This is a genomic window from Gemmiger qucibialis (assembly GCF_027689445.1).
GTDB classification, from domain to species: domain Bacteria; phylum Bacillota; class Clostridia; order Oscillospirales; family Ruminococcaceae; genus Gemmiger; species Gemmiger qucibialis.
The window spans coordinates 40,469-60,421 of record NZ_JAQFEN010000012.1; the positions used below are offsets into that span (position 1 = coordinate 40,469).

Annotated in this window: 16 protein-coding genes; 11 read left to right on the plus strand and 5 right to left on the minus strand. The window is 56.8% G+C overall.

Going from position 1 to position 19,953, the window contains the following annotated elements; translation table 11 throughout:
• The first annotated feature begins 5 nt into the window (after positions 1-5).
• Genes PG062_RS13330 through PG062_RS13350 form a run of 5 tightly spaced genes read left to right on the plus strand, consistent with a single transcriptional unit; the run spans position 6 to position 5,358 of the window.
• Entirely contained in the window at positions 6-1,493 is a 1,488-nt protein-coding gene (locus PG062_RS13330) for a phage tail protein (RefSeq protein WP_270752617.1), read from the plus strand.
• A 1-nt stretch (position 1,494) separates the two neighbouring features.
• On the plus strand, positions 1,495-1,866 hold the full coding sequence (locus tag PG062_RS13335; RefSeq protein ID WP_270752618.1) for a hypothetical protein: 372 nt from the start codon (positions 1,495-1,497) through the stop codon (positions 1,864-1,866).
• A 17-nt stretch (positions 1,867-1,883) separates the two neighbouring features.
• Entirely contained in the window at positions 1,884-5,030 is a 3,147-nt protein-coding gene (locus tag PG062_RS13340; RefSeq protein ID WP_270752619.1) for a hypothetical protein, read from the plus strand.
• Complete coding sequence (locus PG062_RS13345) at positions 5,030-5,194, plus strand: hypothetical protein (RefSeq protein WP_270752620.1); 165 nt, start codon at positions 5,030-5,032, stop codon at positions 5,192-5,194. Before PG062_RS13340 ends, PG062_RS13345 begins: the two co-directional genes overlap by 1 nt.
• Positions 5,191-5,358 carry a hypothetical protein gene (locus PG062_RS13350; RefSeq protein ID WP_158538941.1) on the plus strand — a complete coding sequence of 56 codons (168 nt, stop codon included), beginning with the start codon at positions 5,191-5,193 and terminating at the stop codon, positions 5,356-5,358. Before PG062_RS13345 ends, PG062_RS13350 begins: the two co-directional genes overlap by 4 nt.
• Positions 5,359-5,759: 401 nt before the next feature.
• Here the strand turns inward: PG062_RS13350 and pyrG are convergent, their stop codons facing one another.
• On the minus strand, positions 5,760-7,403 hold the full coding sequence (gene pyrG / locus PG062_RS13355) for a CTP synthase (RefSeq protein WP_270752621.1): 1,644 nt from the start codon (positions 7,401-7,403) through the stop codon (positions 5,760-5,762).
• Positions 7,404-7,759: 356 nt separating this feature from the next.
• Between pyrG and PG062_RS13360 the strand changes: the two genes are divergently transcribed.
• The 6 genes from PG062_RS13360 to PG062_RS13385 all read left to right on the plus strand — a co-directional run bounded on the left by PG062_RS13360 (position 7,760) and on the right by PG062_RS13385 (position 15,849).
• A complete protein-coding gene (locus PG062_RS13360; protein WP_270752622.1) occupies positions 7,760-10,078 on the plus strand; it encodes a putative glycosyltransferase family protein in 2,319 nt (772 codons plus the stop codon).
• A gap of 305 nt (positions 10,079-10,383) precedes the next feature.
• Complete coding sequence (locus PG062_RS13365; protein ID WP_270752623.1) at positions 10,384-12,474, plus strand: glutamine synthetase III family protein; 2,091 nt, start codon at positions 10,384-10,386, stop codon at positions 12,472-12,474.
• A gap of 598 nt (positions 12,475-13,072) precedes the next feature.
• Positions 13,073-14,383: a glutamine synthetase family protein gene (locus PG062_RS13370; protein WP_114000471.1), complete on the plus strand. Its 1,311-nt coding sequence runs from the start codon at positions 13,073-13,075 to the stop codon at positions 14,381-14,383.
• Between the two features lie 37 nt (positions 14,384-14,420).
• The gene (locus PG062_RS13375) at positions 14,421-15,002 is read left to right on the plus strand and encodes an ANTAR domain-containing response regulator (RefSeq protein WP_270752624.1); all 582 of its coding nucleotides are present in this window, start codon (positions 14,421-14,423) and stop codon (positions 15,000-15,002) included.
• A gap of 135 nt (positions 15,003-15,137) precedes the next feature.
• The gene (locus tag PG062_RS13380) at positions 15,138-15,365 is read left to right on the plus strand and encodes an ATP-binding protein (RefSeq protein ID WP_270752625.1); all 228 of its coding nucleotides are present in this window, start codon (positions 15,138-15,140) and stop codon (positions 15,363-15,365) included.
• Positions 15,355-15,849, plus strand: a complete 495-nt coding sequence (locus tag PG062_RS13385) for a CYTH domain-containing protein (protein WP_114000469.1) — start codon at positions 15,355-15,357, stop codon at positions 15,847-15,849. Before PG062_RS13380 ends, PG062_RS13385 begins: the two co-directional genes overlap by 11 nt.
• Before the next feature lie 506 nt (positions 15,850-16,355).
• On the opposite strand, the gene PG062_RS13390 is transcribed toward PG062_RS13385, so the two are convergent.
• From PG062_RS13390 to PG062_RS13405, 4 genes are all read right to left on the minus strand, one after another.
• The gene (locus tag PG062_RS13390) at positions 16,356-17,738 is read right to left on the minus strand and encodes a sensor histidine kinase (RefSeq protein ID WP_270752626.1); all 1,383 of its coding nucleotides are present in this window, start codon (positions 17,736-17,738) and stop codon (positions 16,356-16,358) included.
• Complete coding sequence (locus tag PG062_RS13395) at positions 17,720-18,400, minus strand: response regulator transcription factor (RefSeq protein WP_114000467.1); 681 nt, start codon at positions 18,398-18,400, stop codon at positions 17,720-17,722. Before PG062_RS13395 ends, PG062_RS13390 begins: the two co-directional genes overlap by 19 nt.
• Positions 18,401-18,416: 16 nt before the next feature.
• Positions 18,417-19,280 carry a TraX family protein gene (locus PG062_RS13400; protein ID WP_270752627.1) on the minus strand — a complete coding sequence of 288 codons (864 nt, stop codon included), beginning with the start codon at positions 19,278-19,280 and terminating at the stop codon, positions 18,417-18,419.
• Between the two features lie 433 nt (positions 19,281-19,713).
• Positions 19,714-19,947, minus strand: a complete 234-nt coding sequence (locus PG062_RS13405; RefSeq protein WP_114000465.1) for a methylenetetrahydrofolate dehydrogenase — start codon at positions 19,945-19,947, stop codon at positions 19,714-19,716.
• Positions 19,948-19,953: the final 6 nt, after the last annotated feature.

A 19,953-nucleotide genomic window follows, 5' to 3' on the forward strand; every position in this document is an offset into this window, starting at 1 on the left:
TGCTTTTGCCAAAATCCTATGCAGGCAGCCTTCAGGTTGCCCTGTCTACACAAACAACTACCCACACCGCGCAGCAGCCGCTGAACGGCCTGCGCACTGCCCTGAAAAAAATAAGCCGCAGTGTAAACGCTGCGTTCTCCGCCGTGCCGGTGGCAAAGTTTGAGCAGCAGACCGCCGCAGCAGCAGTCAGCGCCAACAAAGCCGCCAAAGCCCAGGCCAAACTTGCCAGTGGCACCACCAAAGCAGCCAAGGCCGCCAAACGCAGCGTTGCGGAATTTGATGAGCTGGATCGGCTGCAGGCTTCTCTTGCCGAAAGTGCCGGAGCTGCGGCGGCTTCCACCACCCGCAAAAGCAGCAGCGCTGCAATAATCAAAGCCGCAGATGCCGAACCGCCACAGTTAAGTCCGCCGGCTCTATTAAACCAGCAGCTGCAAAATTTCTGGTCTACATTACAGGCTGTGCTTGCCCCCGCCGCCGCGCTGTGGGATGCAGCCTGGCAGCAGATGAAAACCGCTGCCCTGACCGTTTGGCAGGATCTTTTGGGCGGCGTTCAGCTGACCTGGGCCGAGTACGGCCAGCCCATTGCCCAGAGTGCCGCCCTGGCGCTGGAAAACCTGCAAGGCATTTTTACCACCCTGTGGCAGAACGTTTTGCAGCCGATCCTTACTAACCTGATGCAGATTTTATCTACCCTCTGGTCCTCCCACCTCAAACCCCTGTGGGATGACATTCTTTTGCTGGTGGCAAGCGTTGCTAACTGCCTGCTGGACCTGTGGAACAACCTGCTGGCCCCGGTGGCCAAGTGGATCATCGCCACGTTCGGCCCCGCGTTTGCTGAGGTATTCAACGCCATTGCGGACGTTGTTGGCGTGGCCGTTGGGGCTATTGCGGATGCCATCGATCTGGCCGTTGTTGTGCTGCGCGGGCTGACGGACTTTTTAAGCGCCGTGTTCCGCGGCAACTGGGATGCTGCCTGGCAGGCCATCGGCAACACGGTCAACACCGTCTGGGATAAGATGACAAACGCCATCAAGACCGCCGTCAATGGCATCATCGGCTTCATCAACCGAATGATCTCCGCCGTTGTGACCGGCATCAATGCGGTCATCAACGCGCTGAACGGGTTGTCGTTCGACCTGCCGGACATATTCGGCGGCGGGCATGTCGGGTTTAATATCAGCACCCTGACCGCCCCGCAAATTCCCTACCTGGCGCAGGGCGCGGTCATCCCGGCGAACCGGGAGTTTCTGGCCGTGCTGGGTGACCAGAGCCACGGCACCAACGTAGAAGCTCCGCTGGACACCATCAAGCAGGCTGTGGCCGAAGTCATGGAGGACCTGCATGCGGGCCAGATGGCGGGCTTTGAAGCCGTGGTTTCCGTGCTGCGGGAGATCCTCTCCGCCGTGTACGGCATTGAGCTGACCGACGAAGACGTAGGCCGCGCCGTACAGCGCTGGCAGCGCAAACAGCTGACTGCCACAGGAGGTGTGTAACGTGACCCTGACCAATCTGTTCCAGATCGATGGCAAATCTCTGTACGCACCGGACTGCGACATTGAACCGAGCTATTCCGACCTGGATTCCAGCGATTCCGGGCGGGATGAAGCCGGGTACATGCACCGCGAAGTTGTGCGCGAAAAAGTGGCCACATGGCCCATTGCGTACAGCTGCCTTACAGATGAAGAATACAGGTACACCATCAACCTGTTTGCAGGCAAAGCCGAATTTCAGTTCACACACCCGAAGGCGGGTTCTTCCACCGAAACGGAAACAACCACCTGCTATTGCAGCAAATACGGCATCGCCTGGCACAACGCGAGGCAGGGCGTATGGAAGAACATGAAATTCAACATCATTGAATGCTGAGAAAGGGAGGAATGCCTTTGTATCAATCGGTTTTACGCCTGAAAGACGGCACTGAGCTGACAGGCGGGGCGGCGGGCAATGCCATCAAAAGCATTACGCTGCACGCGGCGGTCAATGCCGGGCAGGAGTTCACTATTGGCTCTGCGTTTTCGGACTACATTGAAGCCGAAATCTGGGCGGACCCGGGCGGCAGCCTGCAAATTACTGCCGGGGATGCTTTGACGCTGTACCGGCAGGATGATGCCGGGAACCGCACCAAGGTGGGCGTTTTCTATGCTGAAAAGCCCACCCGCACCAAGCGCAACAGCTACAAGGTCACGGCCTACGACACCATGTCCAAGCTGGATGCGGACTTCTCCGGCTGGCTGCACGCCAATCAAGCGCAGTTCCCCAAGACCATCTGGCAGCTGGTTCAGCTGGCTTGCCAGCGGGCAGGGGTCGCGCTTGCCAGCAGCAGCCTGCCCATCAATGGCAGCTACAGCGTGCAGGCGTTCTATGCGGATGACCTGACCTGCCGCCAGATCATCTCCTGGGCGGCGGAAGCGGCAGGCTGCTACGCCCACATGAACGCGGACGGCAAGCTGCAATTCTTGACCTACACAGACAAGCGCAGCACTGCTAAAATCACCCCGGACGGTGCCAGCAACAGCACCGCCTATTATGCTGACAGCCTGAGCTACGAGGACTACACGGTCAAGGCCATTGAGAAAGTCCAGATCCGGCAGTCGGACAGTGACGTGGGGGTCATCTACCCCGACAGCACCACCGCTACCAACACTTACGCAGTGCAAGGCAATCTGCTGCTGACAACCGGAGCCGAAGCCAACCTGAAAAGCGTTGTCCAAAACCTGTACAACGTGCTGAAAAACGTGACCTACACCCCCTGCAAAGTATCGGTGCCCAGCAGCTCCGGCCTTGCCTGCGGGCAGATCGTGCACGTTAAGGACGCACGCGGGCGGGAGTTTGACACCTACCTGATGAGCGCCATAATCTCCTCCGGCAAAGCCAGCTTTGAGAGCGTGGGCAGCGCCAGCCGGGAAAGTTCCAGCGCGGTGAACAGCCAGAGCTACAAGAACCTGACCGGCAAGATGCTGGAGATCAAGACCAGCGTGGACGGCCTGGAAGTAAAGGCCAGCGACCTGACCGGCAAGTACACCGACCTGAAAGCAACGGTAGACGGGCTTTCCTCTGAGGTGAAAAAAGATACCAAAATCACCGGCGGCGGCAACCTGATCCTGGGCAGTGAGAGCTTCAAGAATGCTGCTCTCCGAGGCAGTGGCACTGTTGAATACAATGATGATGGCAGTACAACGGTAACAAATTCCAATAGCCTTAAAGGATTTGATTTTAACACTACTAGCACGCGCATTGTCAATGGTGTAACGCTGTGCATATCCGCTATGTACAAGCAAGTTTCGGGCAAGGACGCTTTTTATCTGGACATCAATTATTCGCACGCTAACGGCAGCAAATATTACACCAGCATAAAGCCTGCTGACCAAATCAAAATTGAGCAATCGGACGGTTGGGTGTTACGGTATGGCACATGGACGCCGAAGGACAACTATATTTTGACCGGCGTTAGCTTTGGTCTGCGGTCGGGTTCGGTTACAAACAAGTACATGGCATTGCACCCCATGCTGCAATACGGCAATGCGCCGACCGCGTGGAACGCCAGCTCCGGCGACTATCTGACCCAGGAAAGCGCAAAAAGCCTGTTTTCGCAAACCGCTGACGAAATCAAGACCGAAGTCACCAAGTCGGTGACGGAATCTGTAACAGAGACGGTAAAGGATACCGCCACCAGCGCCGCCAACGATGCGGTTGACAGCAAATTGCAGGATTACGCCACCGCCGCAACGGTGGAAAGTCTGAAAAAGGATGTCTCCAGCATCAGCCAAAAGGCGAATAGCATCAGCACAAAAGTCAGCAGTCTGGAAGAAACGACAACAACCATTTCCAACGACCTGGACAGCACAAAGCGGGAATTCAAAACCGTTAAAGAATCAGTATCCGCGATCGACCAGAAAGCCGACAGCATTACCCAGACGGTAACGCAGCGGATCACCGGCGGCAACAATATTATTGTGGGCACCGACGACTGGAACAATGCGACCCTGGATGCAGGCGGCAATGACCTGAGCAAAAAAGGAACATACACGATCAGCGGTGAATCTGTTCGCGTGACCAATAAAGCGCGGAACACCCGCTTCCACTTTGGTGCGGACAAAACGCTGGTGATTGCCAAGGGCATGACCTATTGTGCATCGGTACTGTACAAGCTCAACTCCGGCACGGACAGCCTGTTTTTGCAGTTCGAGACCAAGAGCAGCAGCGGCACAAAAAGTTATTACGGCTCCGCGTTCAAGTCGGCCCAGCAGGACATTGCGCTGGATAATGGCTGGAAGCTGCGCTGGGCAGCCTTCACGGCGACCGCGGACGGCTATGCAGACGGCCTGTTTGTGAGTACCGCGAACGATAACGCCACCGTTACCAATGATCTGACCATCATGCACCCCATGGTGCAGATGGGCAACGCGCCTACCGCGTGGACGGCCAGCACAGGCGATTACCTGACCACTGCCGAAACCAAAACCGAGATCAAGCAGACGGTGAGCGAAATTAAGCTGACGGCCAGCACAAGCGGAACCAGCAGCACCATCAAGCTGACGGCAGGCGGAACAGAGATCACCAGCGCACAGATCAACCTATCCGGCGTGGTGACATTTTCGGATTTGAGCACCTGGAACCAGGACAAGACAATCATCAACGGCGGCAACATTACCACCGGGCAGATTCACAATAAGGCGCGCACAACCACTTATGACCTGGACAATGCCTGGATTCGTATGGGCAAAGATGCTGGCACTCGTGTGGACATTGACACGGGGCGCATCCGCTGGTACTGGGAAAACAACCTGACCGGTGTGTTAAGCAGCCGGTACGGCAAATCTTATATTGGTGATAACTCCCGCTACACGTTTTTAGGCTGGTTCTCCACCGGCGACCCCAGCTTTGATTATTCCACCGGCGGGGCCACCAGCGAGTTTGTGGGCATTGCCATTGACCAGGTAGATAAGGTCATCCACTGCAATGCCAGCAAGTTTGAAATCCCCGGCAGAATTGAATGCGGTTCTTTGAGCGTGAACGGGAGGGAGATTTAATGCAGAAATTCATGCAGATTTTGGCCACGTTGGCTTTGCTGTTGGTGCTTGCATTGGTCATCCCGCTTACGCTGGCAGCCTGCGGCGGCACGCGAACCGAAGATACAAGCTATCCGCGCCCGGAATATTCCGGCTCCCCGATGGCAGAAAGGGTGATGAAATGACCACAACCGCAAAAATTGAAGAACTCCAAAAGTCCGTCATCAACGCCATCAACAACAGCTGCCTGCACCCCGCTGTGGTGCGGCTGGTGCTGCTGAACGTGATCTCGATGGTGGAAGCCAGCGAGAGAGAGGTAAACAAAAGAGAAAAAGAGACAGAATCCTGAAAATCTGTTTTTTTGTTCCCGCATAATCCACACAAAATATAAGGCAATACCGCATAATTCTAAGTGCCGATACGGCGAGCGAGGTGCGGCAGATGCCAAGCCAAAAGCGCAGATAATACTGGATGCTGCAAAGGTGAGCGCCGCCAGTGGCGGAAACAGTGAACCGAAGCAGGGGTAGCGGTCGCAGAGTGCGAGGGGCTTTTGCCCCCGAAGCACGATGCGGGTACCGCAACCCGACATTATCGAGCATTTTGGCAACGCAGATGCCGTGCCGCAGCTGCCGGAGCGGTGCTTAAGCCGCAAGGCGGGAATTGTGCGGTGTTGCCTTAACACATAAAAACAAGGCACCGGGCCAATTACAGGTTCGGTGCCTTGTGGTATTTATGGTGTCAGGATGCCGATCAATCTGCCATCGGCTGATGGTCCGTGATGGTGTGCTCCTGCTGGTACTTGAGCGCAGCAGCGATAAAGCCCTTGAACAGGGGATGTGCGCGGTTGGGGCGGCTCTTGAATTCGGGGTGGAACTGTACGCCCACATGGAAATCACGGCCGGGCAGCTCAACAGCTTCCACCAGGCGGCCATCCGGGCTGGTACCGGAGATCACAAGGCCGTGGTTCTGCATCTCTGTACGGTAGTCGTTGTTGAACTCATAGCGGTGGCGGTGGCGTTCGTCAATTTCTTCTTTGCCATAGCACTCACGCAGCTTGGTGCCCTCGGCGGTAATGCAGGGGTACTTGCCCAGGCGCATGGTGCCGCCCTTCGGGATGTTCCCCTGCTGGTCCGGCATCAGAGCAATAACATTGTGCTCGCCGTCCGGCGTAAACTCGCTGGAGTTGGCATCGGCATAGCCCAGCACATCGCGGGCATATTCCATAACCATAATCTGCATACCCAAGCAGATGCCAAAATACGGGATGTTCTGTTCCCGTGCATAGCGGGCGGCCTGGATCATGCCCTCAATGCCGCGGTCGCCAAAGCCGCCGGGCAGGATGATGCCATCCACACCGGAAAGCTCTTCAGCGCAGCGCTCCTGATCCAGCAGGTTTTCGCTGTCCACCCAGTGGATCTCCACTTTGGACTCATTCTCAAAGCCGGCGTGATACAGGGACTCCATTACACTCAGGTATGCGTCATGCAGTTTGACATATTTGCCAACCAGGGCAATGGTGCAGGTCTTGCTGCGGGTGGCAATGCGGGAGATCAGCTCTTTCCACTCGGTCAGGTCGCTGGCCGGAGTTTCCAAGTGCAGCTGACGGCAAACAACGTTGGTCAGGCCGGCAGCTTCCAGCATCAGCGGGCACTCGTACAGGCTGGGCATGGTCAGGTTTTCAATCACGCAATCAGGGCGCACATTGCAGAACATGCTGATCTTGCGCTTGATATCGCTGCCAACGCGGCCATCGGCACGCAGCACGATGACGTTGGGGGCGATGCCCATGCCCTGCAGTTCCTTGCAGGAATGCTGGGCGGGCTTGGATTTATATTCGTCCGAGCCGGAAATATAGGGCACCAGAACCACATGGATGTAGCAGCAGTTTTCCATGCCCTGCTCAATGCCAACCTGGCGGATGGCCTCCAGGAAAGGCTGGCTCTCAATATCACCGGTGGTACCGCCGATTTCAGTGATGACAACATCGGCTTCGGTGCTTTTGGCAAGATTGTAGATATAGCTCTTGATTTCGTTGGTAATGTGGGGAATGATCTGCACCGTCTGGCCCAAATAAGCGCCCTGGCGTTCCTTGTTCAGCACGTTCCAATAGACCTTGCCCGTCGTCAGGTTCGAGTACTTGTTCAGGTTTTCATCAATAAAGCGCTCATAATGACCCAGATCCAGGTCGGTTTCGGTTCCGTCATCCGTCACGAACACCTCGCCGTGCTGTAGCGGGCTCATGGTGCCGGGATCCACGTTGATATAAGGATCCAGCTTTTGAGAAGCCACCTTCAGGCCGCGGGTTTTCAGCAAACGGCCCAGGCTGGCTGCTGTGATGCCCTTGCCCAAGCCGGAGACCACGCCGCCAGTAACAAAAACGTACTTTGTCGCCATATATACCATCCTCTCCACAACTACCACAAATAAATGGACGCTTTATTATACATCACTTTTATTTCTAAAAGCAAGAGTCTTTTTTCCTGTTTGGTGCAAATTCTCTTGCGCACCATCGTACAATCCCCTATAATAAATAAGATAGTATTTAAGGCAATACCGCACAATTTTAAGTGCCGATACGGCGAGCGAGGTGCGGCAGATGCTAAGCCAAAAGCGCAGATAATACTGGATGTCTTATCGAGCATTTTGGCAACGCAGATGCCGTGCCGCAGCCGCCGGAGCGGTGCTTAAGCCGTAAGGCGGGAATTGTGTGGTGTTGCCTTAAGATCATGTTGAGAAGGGAGCGTGCTTGTTTGCAAAAGCTCAAAAAAATTTTCAGCCGCCAGAACGGGTTGGTCCTGCTGCTGGTTCTGGTGGAATTTATGGTGTTGGCGCTGCGTTTTGTGGGGGATTTCCGCACAGGCGGCGTGATTGATATTACGCCGGACCTGATCATTCCCTACGCGGAGGAATGTACCAATGATGACCGCGGCGCCCGCGTGGAAAACTTTACCGGCCTGTTTGCCACCACCCGCTGGATCGACCTGCCGCGCGGCAGCTACCAGGTTTGCATCAACTATGTGAATGACGGCGAGGACGGTGAGGTCAGCTTTCTGGATGAGATCATGCCCACCGCGCAGTACGATGCCGCCAAGCTGCCCGCTGAGCGCACCCGCACGGTGTTCAGCCTGTGGATGCCCTACGGCTGCGAAACCGCACAGCTGCAGTTTACCGCAGACTGCGGCAAAAACCAGGTCATCTACATTACCGGCGCACAGATCGTACCCACCCACGCGTGGGCGTATGTGCGGCTGCTGACGGGGCTTGTGTTCTGCGCCGTACTGGACTGGATGATCCTGTTGCTGACCCGCCGGGTCAAATTTCCCATCCATACCCTGCGCGGGCGGTATATCGCCATGGCGCTGGTGGGCATCGGCGTGTTTGCCTGCCTGCCGCTGGGGCTCGGCTACCTGACGTACGGGCACGACCTTTCCATCCACCTTTCCCGCATTGAGGGGCTGAAAGCCGGGCTGCTGGCCGGGCAGTTCCCCGTGCGCATGGACCCGGCCATCATCAACGAAAAAGGCTATCCGTTCAGCCTGATGTACTCCGATGTGTTCCTGTACCCGGCTGCGGTGCTGCGCATTCTGGGTTTCAGCCTGCAAACCAGCTACAAAGTTTACGTTGCATCCATCACAGCGGCCACCGTGGGCATTACGTTTTATGCCCTGCGCAAAATGTTCCGCAGCGATTGTGCCGCGCTGCTTGGCACCGCGTTGTACACCCTTTCGTTCTACCGGCTGACCAACGTGTTTGTGCGCGCTGCAGTGGGCGAATATACCGCCATGGCGTTCCTGCCGCTGGTCGTGTACGGGCTGTGGCGGATTTATCGCCAATCCCCTGCCGATGGCAAAAAGGCCGAGCCCTGGTGCTGGCTGCCCTTTGCCCTGGGCTTTACCGGCCTGCTGCAGAGCCATCTGCTGACAACCGAACTTGCGGTGTTCTTTACCGCCGCCTTCTGCCTGCTGTATTTCAAAAAGACCTTCACCCGCCCGGTGCTGCCCGCTCTGTGCAAAGCCGCCGGGGCCGCCATTGTGTGGAACCTGTGGTTTATGGTGCCGCTGCTGCAATACATGGTGCAGGGGGTGTGCCGCATCAGCGGCAAGTATGATGCCGCCTACCTGTACGACAGCTCCGTTTACCTGGGCCAGATGTTTTTGATGTTCGGCCAGAGCAGCGGCGTGGCGGAGAGCATCCAGAGCGGCATTGCGGGCGAAATGCCGCAGACGCTGGGCCTGGCACTGGCCGCGGGTGCATTCTTCTTCCTGCTGGCTGTGCTGGACCCCGCCGTGCGCAAAAGCAGCCGCGATGCCGCGCGCATTGGCAGCCTGACACTGGGCTTTGGCCTGCTGGCCGCCTGGTGCGCCAGCGACCTTTGCCCCTGGTACGCGCTGTTCCGTTGCGAACCATTGCAGGCACTGAGCAAGACTCTTGGGAAGTTGCAGTTTGCCTGGCGGTTCTTCACCCCGGCCACCATGCTGCTGGTCGTGTGCGCCTGCTGTGTGGTGGTACTGTACCGCAAAGTCCGGCCCGAAGCCGCCAAGGCAATGGCCGCCGTCCTGCTGGCGCTGACCATCATCCCCGCCGGGTACCTGATGTATGACAAATGCACCACCAGCGAAGCCGTTACCTACATGAGCCTTGCCGCGGTGGATGACCTGCCCGGTCAGGTGGGTGGCGGCGAATACCTGCCCACCGAGGACACCACCACCGATGACAGCGTCTGGGGCCGCCTGACCCCCGAAGCGGACGACGGCGTAGAGTTGACAGAGTACACCAAAAACGGCCTGACCATTCAGCTGGCGGCGCAGAACACCGGCGATACCGAAGCATCCATCCGGCTGCCGCTATTCTACTACCCCGGCTACCATATGACCGCTGCGGACGGAGCCGCACTGACCCACAAGAACGGTTACCTGACCGTTACCCTGGCTCCCGGCTGGCAGGGTAGCGTACAGGTGCGCTGGACTGGAATGTGGTTCTGGCGCGCGGCGGACTGCATCAGCCTGCTGGGCATTGCAGCCACTGTTGTGCTGTACCGCAAAAGCCAAAAGAACGCAGCACACGTTTAACTGTCTAAACTATACCGGGCTTGTCGCCCCCAAGCGGGGTTGGCGGCCCGGTTTATTTTATTAGGCCGCATTGGGGGTTGGATGGCTCCATCCCCCAATACAAGCATTTTTCCTAAAACATCAAGGCAAACGCCAATCCGGTTTGTCATTTCTGCCAGTTGCTTTTTTTGCGTTTGGCCCGTATAATAAGCACATAGACAGCAAGGGCGCTGCGAACACAAATCCTGTTCGCAGTGCCTTTTGTTTTATAAAAAGTCCGACTTATTTGCGTGATGATACCACAGAGGAAAAGGAGTTCGGTAAGTATGGCAGCAACCGTTATGGAACTGTACGGCAGCAAAGTCTTCAACGAGCACGAAATGCGTGAGCGTCTGCCCAGCTCGACCTACAAGAGCCTGAAGGCAACCATTGAAAAGGGTCAGGCCCTTGACCTGGAAGTAGCCAATGTTGTGGCCAGCGTGATGAAACGCTGGGCAATTGAACAGGGCGCTACCCATTACACCCACTGGTTCCAGCCCCTGACCGGCATCACCAGTGAAAAGCACGATGGTTTTGTCAGCCCCCAGCCGGACGGCACCGCCATCATGGAGTTTTCCGGCAAGGAACTCATCAAAGGCGAACCAGATGCTTCCTCCTTCCCTTCCGGCGGCCTGCGCGCCACCTGTGAAGCCCGCGGCTACACCGCATGGGACCCCACCAGCTATGCTTTTGTAAAAGATGACGTGCTGTGCATCCCCACTGCATTCTGCTCTTACACCGGCGAAGCACTGGATAAAAAGACCCCGCTGCTGCGTTCCATGCAGGCCATCAGCGACCAGGCCTGCAAGGTACTGCACCTGTTCGGCAAGGATGTTGAGCGCGTTGCCACCACCGTTGGCCCGGAGCAGGAGTACTTCCTGATCCGCAAAGAGGATTACAACAAGCGCCTGGACCTGGTTCTGACCGGCCGCACCCTGTTTGGCTCTGCACCGTCCAAGGGCCAGGAACTGGAAGAGCACTACTTTGGTGTGATCCGCCCCATTGTCTCCGACTTTATGAAGGATCTGGACACCGAGCTGTGGAAGCTGGGCATCCCCGCAAAGACCAAGCACAACGAAGTTGCCCCCTGCCAGCATGAGCTCGCCCCCATTTACGATACCACCAACGTTGCCATCGACCACAACCTTCTGACCATGGAAATGATGAAGAAGATTGCCGATAAGCACGGCCTGGTCTGCCTGCAGCACGAAAAGCCGTTCGAGGGCGTTAACGGTTCCGGCAAGCACAACAACTGGTCCATCAGCACCAAGAGCGAAAACCTGCTGGATCCCGGCGATACCCCGATGGAAAACCTGCAGTTTATGGTCTTCCTGACCGCCGTTATCAAGGCAGTTGATGAATACGCTGACCTGCTGCGTACCTCTGTTGCCACCCCCGGCAATGACCACCGCCTGGGCGCTAACGAGGCACCCCCGGCCATCATCTCCATCTTTGTCGGCGAAGAGCTGGAAGCTGTTATCGATGCTGTCTGCACCGACAGCCCCTATGCCGGCCCTGTTAAGATGAAGATGGACCTTGGCGTTGATGTTCTGCCCAAGTTCAGCAAGGACACCACCGACCGTAACCGTACTTCTCCGTTCGCCTTTACCGGCAACAAGTTCGAGTTCCGTATGCCCGGTTCCGCTGAGAACCTGAGCGATGCCAACACCATCCTGAACACTGCTGTTGCCAAAGAGCTGAAGCAGTTTGTTGCCGATGTGGAGGGCGCTGCTGACTTTGAGTGCGCTGCCGCCGCCTGGGTCAAGAAGACCCTGAACGACCACCGCCGTGTGATCTTCAACGGCAACGGTTATTCCGAAGCCTGGGAAGCTGAGGCTGCCCGCCGTGGCCTGCCCAACCGCAAGTGCACCCCCGATGCCATGGTCGCCCTGAAGGAAGAGAAGAACATCTCCCTGATGGAAGAGTTCGGCGTTCTGACCAAGACCGAAATGCTGAGCCGTTACGAAGTTGAGATGGAGCACTACTCCAAGATTATCAACATCGAAGCCCGCACCATGCTCAAGATCGCATCCAAGCAGCTGATTCCTGCCGCCACCAGCTATATGGGCGAAGTTGCCAGCACCGCCGCAGCCAAGACCGCTGCTGTGGAAGGCATCTCCACCAAGTCCGAAGCAAAGCTGTTGACTGCACTTTCCAAATACACTGACGAGATGTCTGATGCAACCGACGCTCTGAAGGCTGTGACCGATAAGGTCAGCGCCCTGGACGATGAGACCGCTAAGGCCCATGCCTTCCATGATGAGGTTCTGCCCGCCATGGATACCCTGCGCGCCGCCGCTGACGCTGCTGAAGAGCTTGTCGATGAGGATTACTGGCCGCTGCCGTGCTACAGCCGTATGCTGTTTTACACTGAGTAAGCAGTGACCCAAAAAGCCCCCGGCAGCAAGGGTTTGTGCTTTGCACAAAATGCCGGGCACGGCTTTTTAACACGCCATTCTCCTTTTCCTATTTCTTACACCAGCTCGAAAGGCCCGCCGCGAGGTGGGCCTTTCGAGTTTAGGTAGGAGTCAGTTGAAAGTTAGGAGTTAGGAGGGAGGAGTTAGGAGTTTATTGGGTTCAATGCTGAATAAACTCCCGGCACTCGTCCCGCCCTATCGACCATACCGGAACTTTGCTCCATATGCTATAATGGGATTAACCAAAAGGCAACGGGCGCACAATGTGCGCCCCTACGGAATTTCTAATTGCTAAGGCAACACCGCACAATTCCCGCCTTGCGGCTTAAGCACCGCTCCGGCAGCTGCGGCACGGCATCTGCGTTGCCAAAATGCTCGATAAGACATCCAGTATTATCTGCGCTTTTGGCTTAGCATCTGCCGCACCTCGCTTGCCGTATCGGCACTTAGAATTATGCGGTATTGCCCTAATTCCTAATTGCATCAACTCCTCACTCCTACCTCCTAACTTCTCCCCCCTCTCTGCCAAATCTGCAGCCTAAATTTGGAGGATTCCACCATGAAGCATACTGCACAGGATATCCTGAACTATGTCGAAGATAACGACGTAAAATTTGTACGTCTGGCGTTCTGCGATATTTTCGGCAATCAAAAAAACATCTCTGTCTTTGCCGGGGACCTTCCCTATGCCTTCGAGCAGGGTGTCTGCTTTGACGGCAGCTCCATTGCCGGGTTTATGAACACTGAGGAGAGCGACCTTGTGCTTTGGCCGGACCCGGACACAATGACCATTCTGCCCTGGCGCCCCACCGAGGGCCGTGTGATGCGCATGTACTGCGATATCACCCTGCCCAATGGCCGCCCCTTTGCCGGCAACAGCCGCGGGTACCTGCAATCGGTGGTCAAGCGTGCCAAGGCCATGGGCCTGCGCTGCGATGTGGGCTGCGAATGTGAGTTCTATCTGTTCCAGACCGACGAGCACGGCAACCCCACCCGCATCCCGATGGACCACGGCGGCTACTTTGACATTGCCCCTCTGGACAAGGCCGAGAACATCCGCCGCGAGATCTGCTTTGCCATGGAGGATATGGGCCTGCGCCCCCAGCACAGCCACCACGAAAGCGGCTTTGGCCAGAACGAAGTGGACTTTATGTATTCCACCGCGCTCAAATCGGCCGATAACCTGAACACCTTCAAAAGCACCGTCAAAGCTATTGCGGACCGCAACGGCCTGTTTGCCAGCTTTATGCCCAAGCCCATGCAGGACCAGGCCGGCAGCGGCATGCATGTGAATGTTTCCATCCACCGGGACGGCAAAAACCTGTTCCAGGGCGACATTGCCCCCGACAGCGAGGCCGGACATTTTATTGCCGGTATCCTTGCCCACGCGCGGGAACTGACCTGCTTCTGCAACCCGATTCCCAACTCTTACACACGGTTTGGCAGCTGCGAAGCCCCCAAGTATGTGAGCTGGAGCCGCCAGAACCGCAGCCAGCTGGTGCGCCTGCCTTCCGCCACCGGCGAATTCTGCCGCCTGGAGCTGCGCAGCCCCGATCCCTCCTGCAACCCATATCTGGTCATTGGCCTGATTCTGGCCGCCGGGCTCGACGGCATTGAAAAAAAGATGCCGCTGCCCGCTCCGGTCAACCGCAATCTGTTCCACAAGAGCGCCGCCGAAGGGCTGGAAAGCCTGCCCGAAAGTCTGCGCGAAGCCATCACCATTGCCGCACAGAGTGACTTTATCGCCAAAGAGCTGCCTGTGCCGCTGATGAACAAATACTTTGAATACCAGACCCAGTTGTGCCATGGTTACGAAAGTGCCCCCGACCCCCAGGCATGGGAGCGTGAAAACTGCTTTTTGAAGATTTGATGTTTCCCAAAGCAGGGCAGATTTTGTAATTTAACAGATGGGCGGTGATGTGTTTGTGCCTTCAGCTTTGATTGCCTCTGCGGGGAACAACGCAAATGAATACCTGGCAAAGCATGTAGCGGAGCTGGGTTACCTGCGCCCCACCATTGTGGCCAGCGGCGGCGAAGCCCGCCGCCGCATGGGGGATATTGATTTCGAGGTCGTGATCATCAACACCCCCCTGCCGGACGAGTTTGGCCACGAACTTTCGACCTATGCGGTAGAAAAATCAAACGCCGGTGTCATTCTGCTTGCCAAGGCGGGCACCGCAGACCAGATTTCCGATAAATTGCAGCAGCACGGTGTGTTGGTGTTGGCAAAGCCCTTTACCGGGGTGCAGTTCCGCCAGGCCGTTCAGATGGCCGCCGCCTGCTGCCGCCGCCTGGATTATCTGCGGCAGGAAAACGACAAACTGCGGGATAAGATTGCCCAGATCCGGCTGGTGGACCGTGCCAAGTGCTATCTGATCGAGCACAAGGGCATGAGCGAAGCGGAAGCCCACCGCATGATTGAAAAGACCGCCATGGATACCCGCCGCGACCGTGCAGAGGTTGCCGCAGAGATCCTGGAAGAAGAATAAAACCGCTGCGGAATTTCGCAGATTTTGCGGCAAAAATGCGGCAGGCGCAAAACCTGCCGCATTTTTTCAGCCTATTTTCAGCTAATTGTGGTATACTGTATCTATAAATTGAAGAAAGCCGAAGGAGATTTGCCGGTGAATATCCTGATTGTAGCGGACGAATCCCGCCTGGCCGATGTGGTATATACCGGAACAGATGGGCTGGATTATGCCCAGAACGGCAGCGGAACCGGGCTGGGGCTGGCGATTGCACAAAGCATCTGCCAGGCACACCACGCCGCTATCCGGGCGGAATCTGGGCAGGATAGCACGACATTCCGGGTAGAAATCAGGAAAGAGCAAGGTGAACACCATGGAAATTGAACGCAAATGGATGGTGCAGGGCTGGCCCCAGGGGCTTCCCCTGCTGGAAACTTACCGCATGGACCAAGGGTACATCAGCGTGCGCCCCACAGTGCGCATCCGGCGCGAAGCATTGCAGGGCGGCCGCACCGCGCTGGTGCTCTGCTTTAAGGGCGCACCAGACAAAACCGGCCTGATGAGGGAAGAGATTGAAACCGAGATCACGCCGGAGCTGTTTGAAAAGCTGGAACGTCTGATTGGCAAACCGCTGATTGCCAAGGAGCGCCGCACCTATGCCCTGAAGAACGGCCTGAAGCTGGAAGTGAACGATGTGGACGCCGGGCTGCCCAGCCATTTTATGTATGCCGAAGTGGAATACCCCGATGAACCCACCGCACGCGCCTGGACCCCCGCCGACGATGCCCTGACCCATTATCTCTCCAATGAATGCACCGGCCAGCCGGGAGCAAGCATGGGAGAGTACTGGACCGAGACGAGAAAATAAGTTAGGAGGGAGGAGCTATTGCGGCGGTTTTAGGTTTTGCAATTAACATTATAAAGGCAACACCGCACAATTCCTGCCTTACGGCTTAAGCACCGCTCCGGCAGCTGCGGCACGGCATCTGCGTTGCCAAAATGCTCGATAATGTCGGGTTGCGGTACCCGCATCGTGCTTCGGGGGCAAAAGCCCCTCGCACTCTGCGACCGCTGCCCCTGCTTCGGTTCGCTGTTTCCGCCACTGGCGGCGCTCACCTTTGCAGCATCCAGTATTATCTGCGCTTTTGGCTTGGCATCTGCCGCACCTCGCTCGCCGTATCGGCACTTAGAATTATGCGGTATTGCCTAAAATATCTGTAGGGAACGGTCTTGACCGTTCCGGAACCTCAAAATCATCTCCTCACATGGGATGTTTGCCAAGGCAACGGAACGGTCAAGAACGTTCCCTACATTTTAATTTATATATTTTGGCCAACCTTTAACGGTATCTGCGACCCAAAAAACTCCTCACTCCTACCTCCTAACTCTCAATTCCACTTTTCCTCCCCCGTTCTCCCCGTTGCTTACGGTTAGGGTGCCGTTATGGGTTTGGGCGGTGCGGCGGGCGGCAGCAAGGCCAAGGCCCCAGTGCTGGCCGCGGGCGGCATCGGTGGTGAAGAGTTCCCGGCCCGCTTTCTGCAGGGCTTCCGGGCTGAATCCCGGCCCGGTATCCGTTACAGTGAAAACAATTTCCTGTCCCTCTTCCACAGCATCCAGCGTGATGGTTCCGCCAGCGGGGGTAAAGCGAACGGCGTTTTCTAAAATATTATCCAGTGCCCGGCCCAGTGCCTGCCTTTGTGCGGGGATGGTTCGGGCGTTTTCCATTGCGTTGTTTAGTACAAATTGTATACTTTTATTTTCGCACAACAATTTGGCATCATTAGCGCACCGTGTCAGAATTTCCTGCACCTGCACCCGCTGCATCGGCTCCTGCGGGCTGGTTTCGGCGGTGTTGACGGTGCGCAGGGTTTGCAGGTAGCGGTCCGCTTTTTCCGCGGCGCGCTGCATGGCGGCAATCTGGGCTTTCTGGGCTTCGGTCAGGTTCTCATCCTCCGCCAGCAGGTCGGCGTTGCCGGTTATGATCGCCAGCGGGGTTTTCAGGTCATGGGCCAGGGCGGCGGTCTGCTCGGCGCGCTGCTGTTCCAGCTTCCACTGGCTTTGCAGGCTGGCTGTCAGTTGGCTGCCCATTGTCTGCATAGCCCGCAACGTTTCGGCGAACTCCCTCACCTTAGCGCCGGAAACCTCGATTTCTTCCGGGCGCTGGGCGGCGATTGCTGCGGTGGCTTTGGTCAGTTTGCGGGTCTCCCTTGCCAGCACCTTCACCGTGCGGTGGGTACACAGCGCCAGCCATATCACCTCCAGCAAAATCAGCAGCAGAATATACATGGTCTGGAAATCCGGCAGGACTTCCCGCAGCGCCGGGTCCGCATAGGGCACCGAATAATCATACTGCAAAATGCAGCGTGCGCCATCCGCCATATCCACCACGTATTGGTAGTATTGGTACGATGCCACCACCCACTGCCTGCCGCCCGTTAATATGTTCCTCGCTTTTTTCAGCTGGCTGGCTGTCATGTTGGTTTGCAGCACATGCGCTGTCCCGGCCTGTAAGATGGCATAGCGGCACAGCGGGTCAATGGCGTTGGGGTCAAAGGTTTCAACGGTGGCGGTTGCGGCGTAATCCCGTGCTTCGCTGCACACCTGCGCCCCGGTAACGGGAGGCAGCAAAAACCCATTGCGTATAAGCGACATAAACAGCCCCCACCACACCAGCAGGATCACAATGCTTCCACCGCCGCACACCACAAGGTAGCGCACCAGCACATTGCGCAGCGGGGTCAGGTTTCGCTTTTCCATTGGTAGCCCACTCCCCATATTGTTTTCAGTACGGTTTCCGGCGCGGCAACGCCCGCTGTGCGCAGTTTGGCGCGGATATTTTTAATGTGCTGGGTCACTGCCGTATCGTCCGCTGTGCCATCATAGCCAAAAACAGCTTCATATATCTGTTCTTTGCTGAACGTCTGCCCCGCGTGCAGGGCCAGATACTCGCTGATTGCGTATTCCGACCGGGTGAATGGCAGCGGTTGCTCCCCCACCATCGCGGTTTTGGCCGCCAGGTCGAACCCGATTCCGCCGCGCACCATGCGGCTGGCGGGGGCGCGGTTCTGCCGCCGCAGGTGGGCGGCCACGCGGGCGCGCAGCTCCGCCACGCGGAACGGCTTGGTCAGGTAATCGTCCGCCCCAATGCCAAGGCCGGTCAGAACCGACTGTTCATCGGTGCGGGCAGTCAAAAATAAAATCGGTGCCTGCGTTATGGCGCGGATGCGGCGGCAGGTGGCAAAGCCATCCTCGCCGGGCATCATCACATCCAGCAGGATGCAGTCCGCCCAGCGGCACAGGCTTTCCGTCACGGTCACGCCGGATGTGCGGATTTCTACCGCGTGGCCGTCCCGTTCCAGTGCCGTTTTCAGCAGTGTGCAAAGATCCGGGTCATCATCAACCGCAAGAATATGCGCCATAACATCTTCCTCCTTTTTATGCAATCAGGCGATACACCAGGCAGGACACCCCATACAGCAGGTAGACATGGGCCGGGTAGAACCAATAAAACAGCTGTTTATGCCCGCTGCCGCGCGTGCCGTTGTAAGCCAGCATCAGCACCGCGGCGGCCACGCCAAACCATTCGTAATAGGTGGTAAACATCTGGGAAAGTTCAAACCCCGGCTGACCGCGCAGCTGCAGGTACACCAGCACAAAATCCCACAAAAAGCTGTTCAGTGCCCACACAGCTACCTGTGCTTTGCGGTGGTTCCGCAGCAGATACAGCAGCACGCCGCTAACCAGGTAGCCCCAACCACCGTCCGTGATGCTGGTCCACATGGGCACCGGGCTGGTGATGACAAACGCCAGCACGGTGCTGACAATCGGCCTCTGCATAAGCTGCGGGAACATTCCCAGCACTGCAGCAAACAGGTACGGCCAGCCGACCACTGCCGCGATAGCGGCAATGCCCTTCCCATACTTTTTGGCGCGCACCCAGTCGATGCCCTGCCAGATCACACAGAGCAGAACAAAATCCTGGAAGATCGCGTTCTGCGGGTAAAAGCCATCCCCGCGGCGGAACGCCTTGGCATAGATCATGAAAAATTGCACCGCCGCCATGCCCGCACCGATGCACCAGATACGGAAGAAATACCGCTTGCGGTCATGCGTATGGGCAAAGCCTTCCACCGTGCAGAACAAAAACAGCGGTGCCGACAGGCGCGCCAGCATGCTGAACCATTCCGGGATGCATCCGGTAAACTCAAAAAAGTAGTGGATATGATCCATCAGCATCAGTACCAGCGCAATGGTTTTGAGCGCCGTGCCGGACAGACCTTTGTGTGTTGTTTGCAGCATCTCATCATCCTCCTTATGTTTGCTACACATTCAGTTTACGGCTGAATTGTGTAGAAACCATAAGGAAGAATACGATTTCCTGCCATAAATTCTATAAGGCAATACTGCATAATTCTAAGTGCCGATACGGCGAGCGAGGTGCGGCAGATGCCAAGCCAAAAGCGCAGATAATACTGGATGCTGCAAAGGTGAGCGCCGCCAGTGGCGGAAACAGCGAACCGAAGCAGGGGCAGCGGTCGCAGAGTGCGAGGGGCTTTTGCCCCCGAAGCACGATGCGGGTACCGCAACCCGACATTATCGAGCATTTTGGCAACGCAGATGCCGTGCCGCAGCTGCCGGAGCGGTGTTTAAGCCGCAAGGCGGGAATTGTGCGGTGTTGCCATAACAAAAATGCGATCCTCGCATTCAACAAGGACCGCAGCGGGTTCAGCAATTATTTTGCAGTTTCAACGGTGTAGGTAAAGCCGTACTCTGCCTGCAGTTCCTTCACGGCGGGCTCCAGGTCCTCGATGAAGGTCGGGGAGTAAACGCTCTGGCCGTTATGGGCCTTCTTGTAATCTTCCAGCAGGGCGGTCAGCTTCTCCCAGCCTTCGTCTGCCTTTTCCTGAGAAACCTCTTTCGGGAAGTCGATGATAAATTCGCGGTGTTTGGGAATGCGTGCTTTCATGGTGAT

Bases quoted from the DNA above. Each gene is read 5' to 3' on its own strand.
- PG062_RS13345 (WP_270752620.1), top strand. From the start codon at position 5,030: ATGCAGAAATTCATGCAGATTTTGGCCACGTTGGCTTTGCTGTTGGTG.
- PG062_RS13350 (WP_158538941.1), top strand. From the start codon at position 5,191: ATGACCACAACCGCAAAAATTGAAGAACTCCAAAAGTCCGTCATCAAC.
- pyrG (WP_270752621.1), bottom strand. From the start codon at position 7,403: ATGGCGACAAAGTACGTTTTTGTTACTGGCGGCGTGGTCTCCGGCTTG.
- PG062_RS13365 (WP_270752623.1), top strand. From the start codon at position 10,384: ATGGCAGCAACCGTTATGGAACTGTACGGCAGCAAAGTCTTCAACGAG.
- PG062_RS13370 (WP_114000471.1), top strand. From the start codon at position 13,073: ATGAAGCATACTGCACAGGATATCCTGAACTATGTCGAAGATAACGAC.
- PG062_RS13375 (WP_270752624.1), top strand. From the start codon at position 14,421: ATGGGCGGTGATGTGTTTGTGCCTTCAGCTTTGATTGCCTCTGCGGGG.
- PG062_RS13385 (WP_114000469.1), top strand. From the start codon at position 15,355: ATGGAAATTGAACGCAAATGGATGGTGCAGGGCTGGCCCCAGGGGCTT.
- PG062_RS13390 (WP_270752626.1), bottom strand. From the start codon at position 17,738: ATGGAAAAGCGAAACCTGACCCCGCTGCGCAATGTGCTGGTGCGCTAC.
- PG062_RS13395 (WP_114000467.1), bottom strand. From the start codon at position 18,400: ATGGCGCATATTCTTGCGGTTGATGATGACCCGGATCTTTGCACACTG.
- PG062_RS13400 (WP_270752627.1), bottom strand. From the start codon at position 19,280: ATGCTGCAAACAACACACAAAGGTCTGTCCGGCACGGCGCTCAAAACC.
- PG062_RS13405 (WP_114000465.1), bottom strand. From the start codon at position 19,947: ATGAAAGCACGCATTCCCAAACACCGCGAATTTATCATCGACTTCCCG.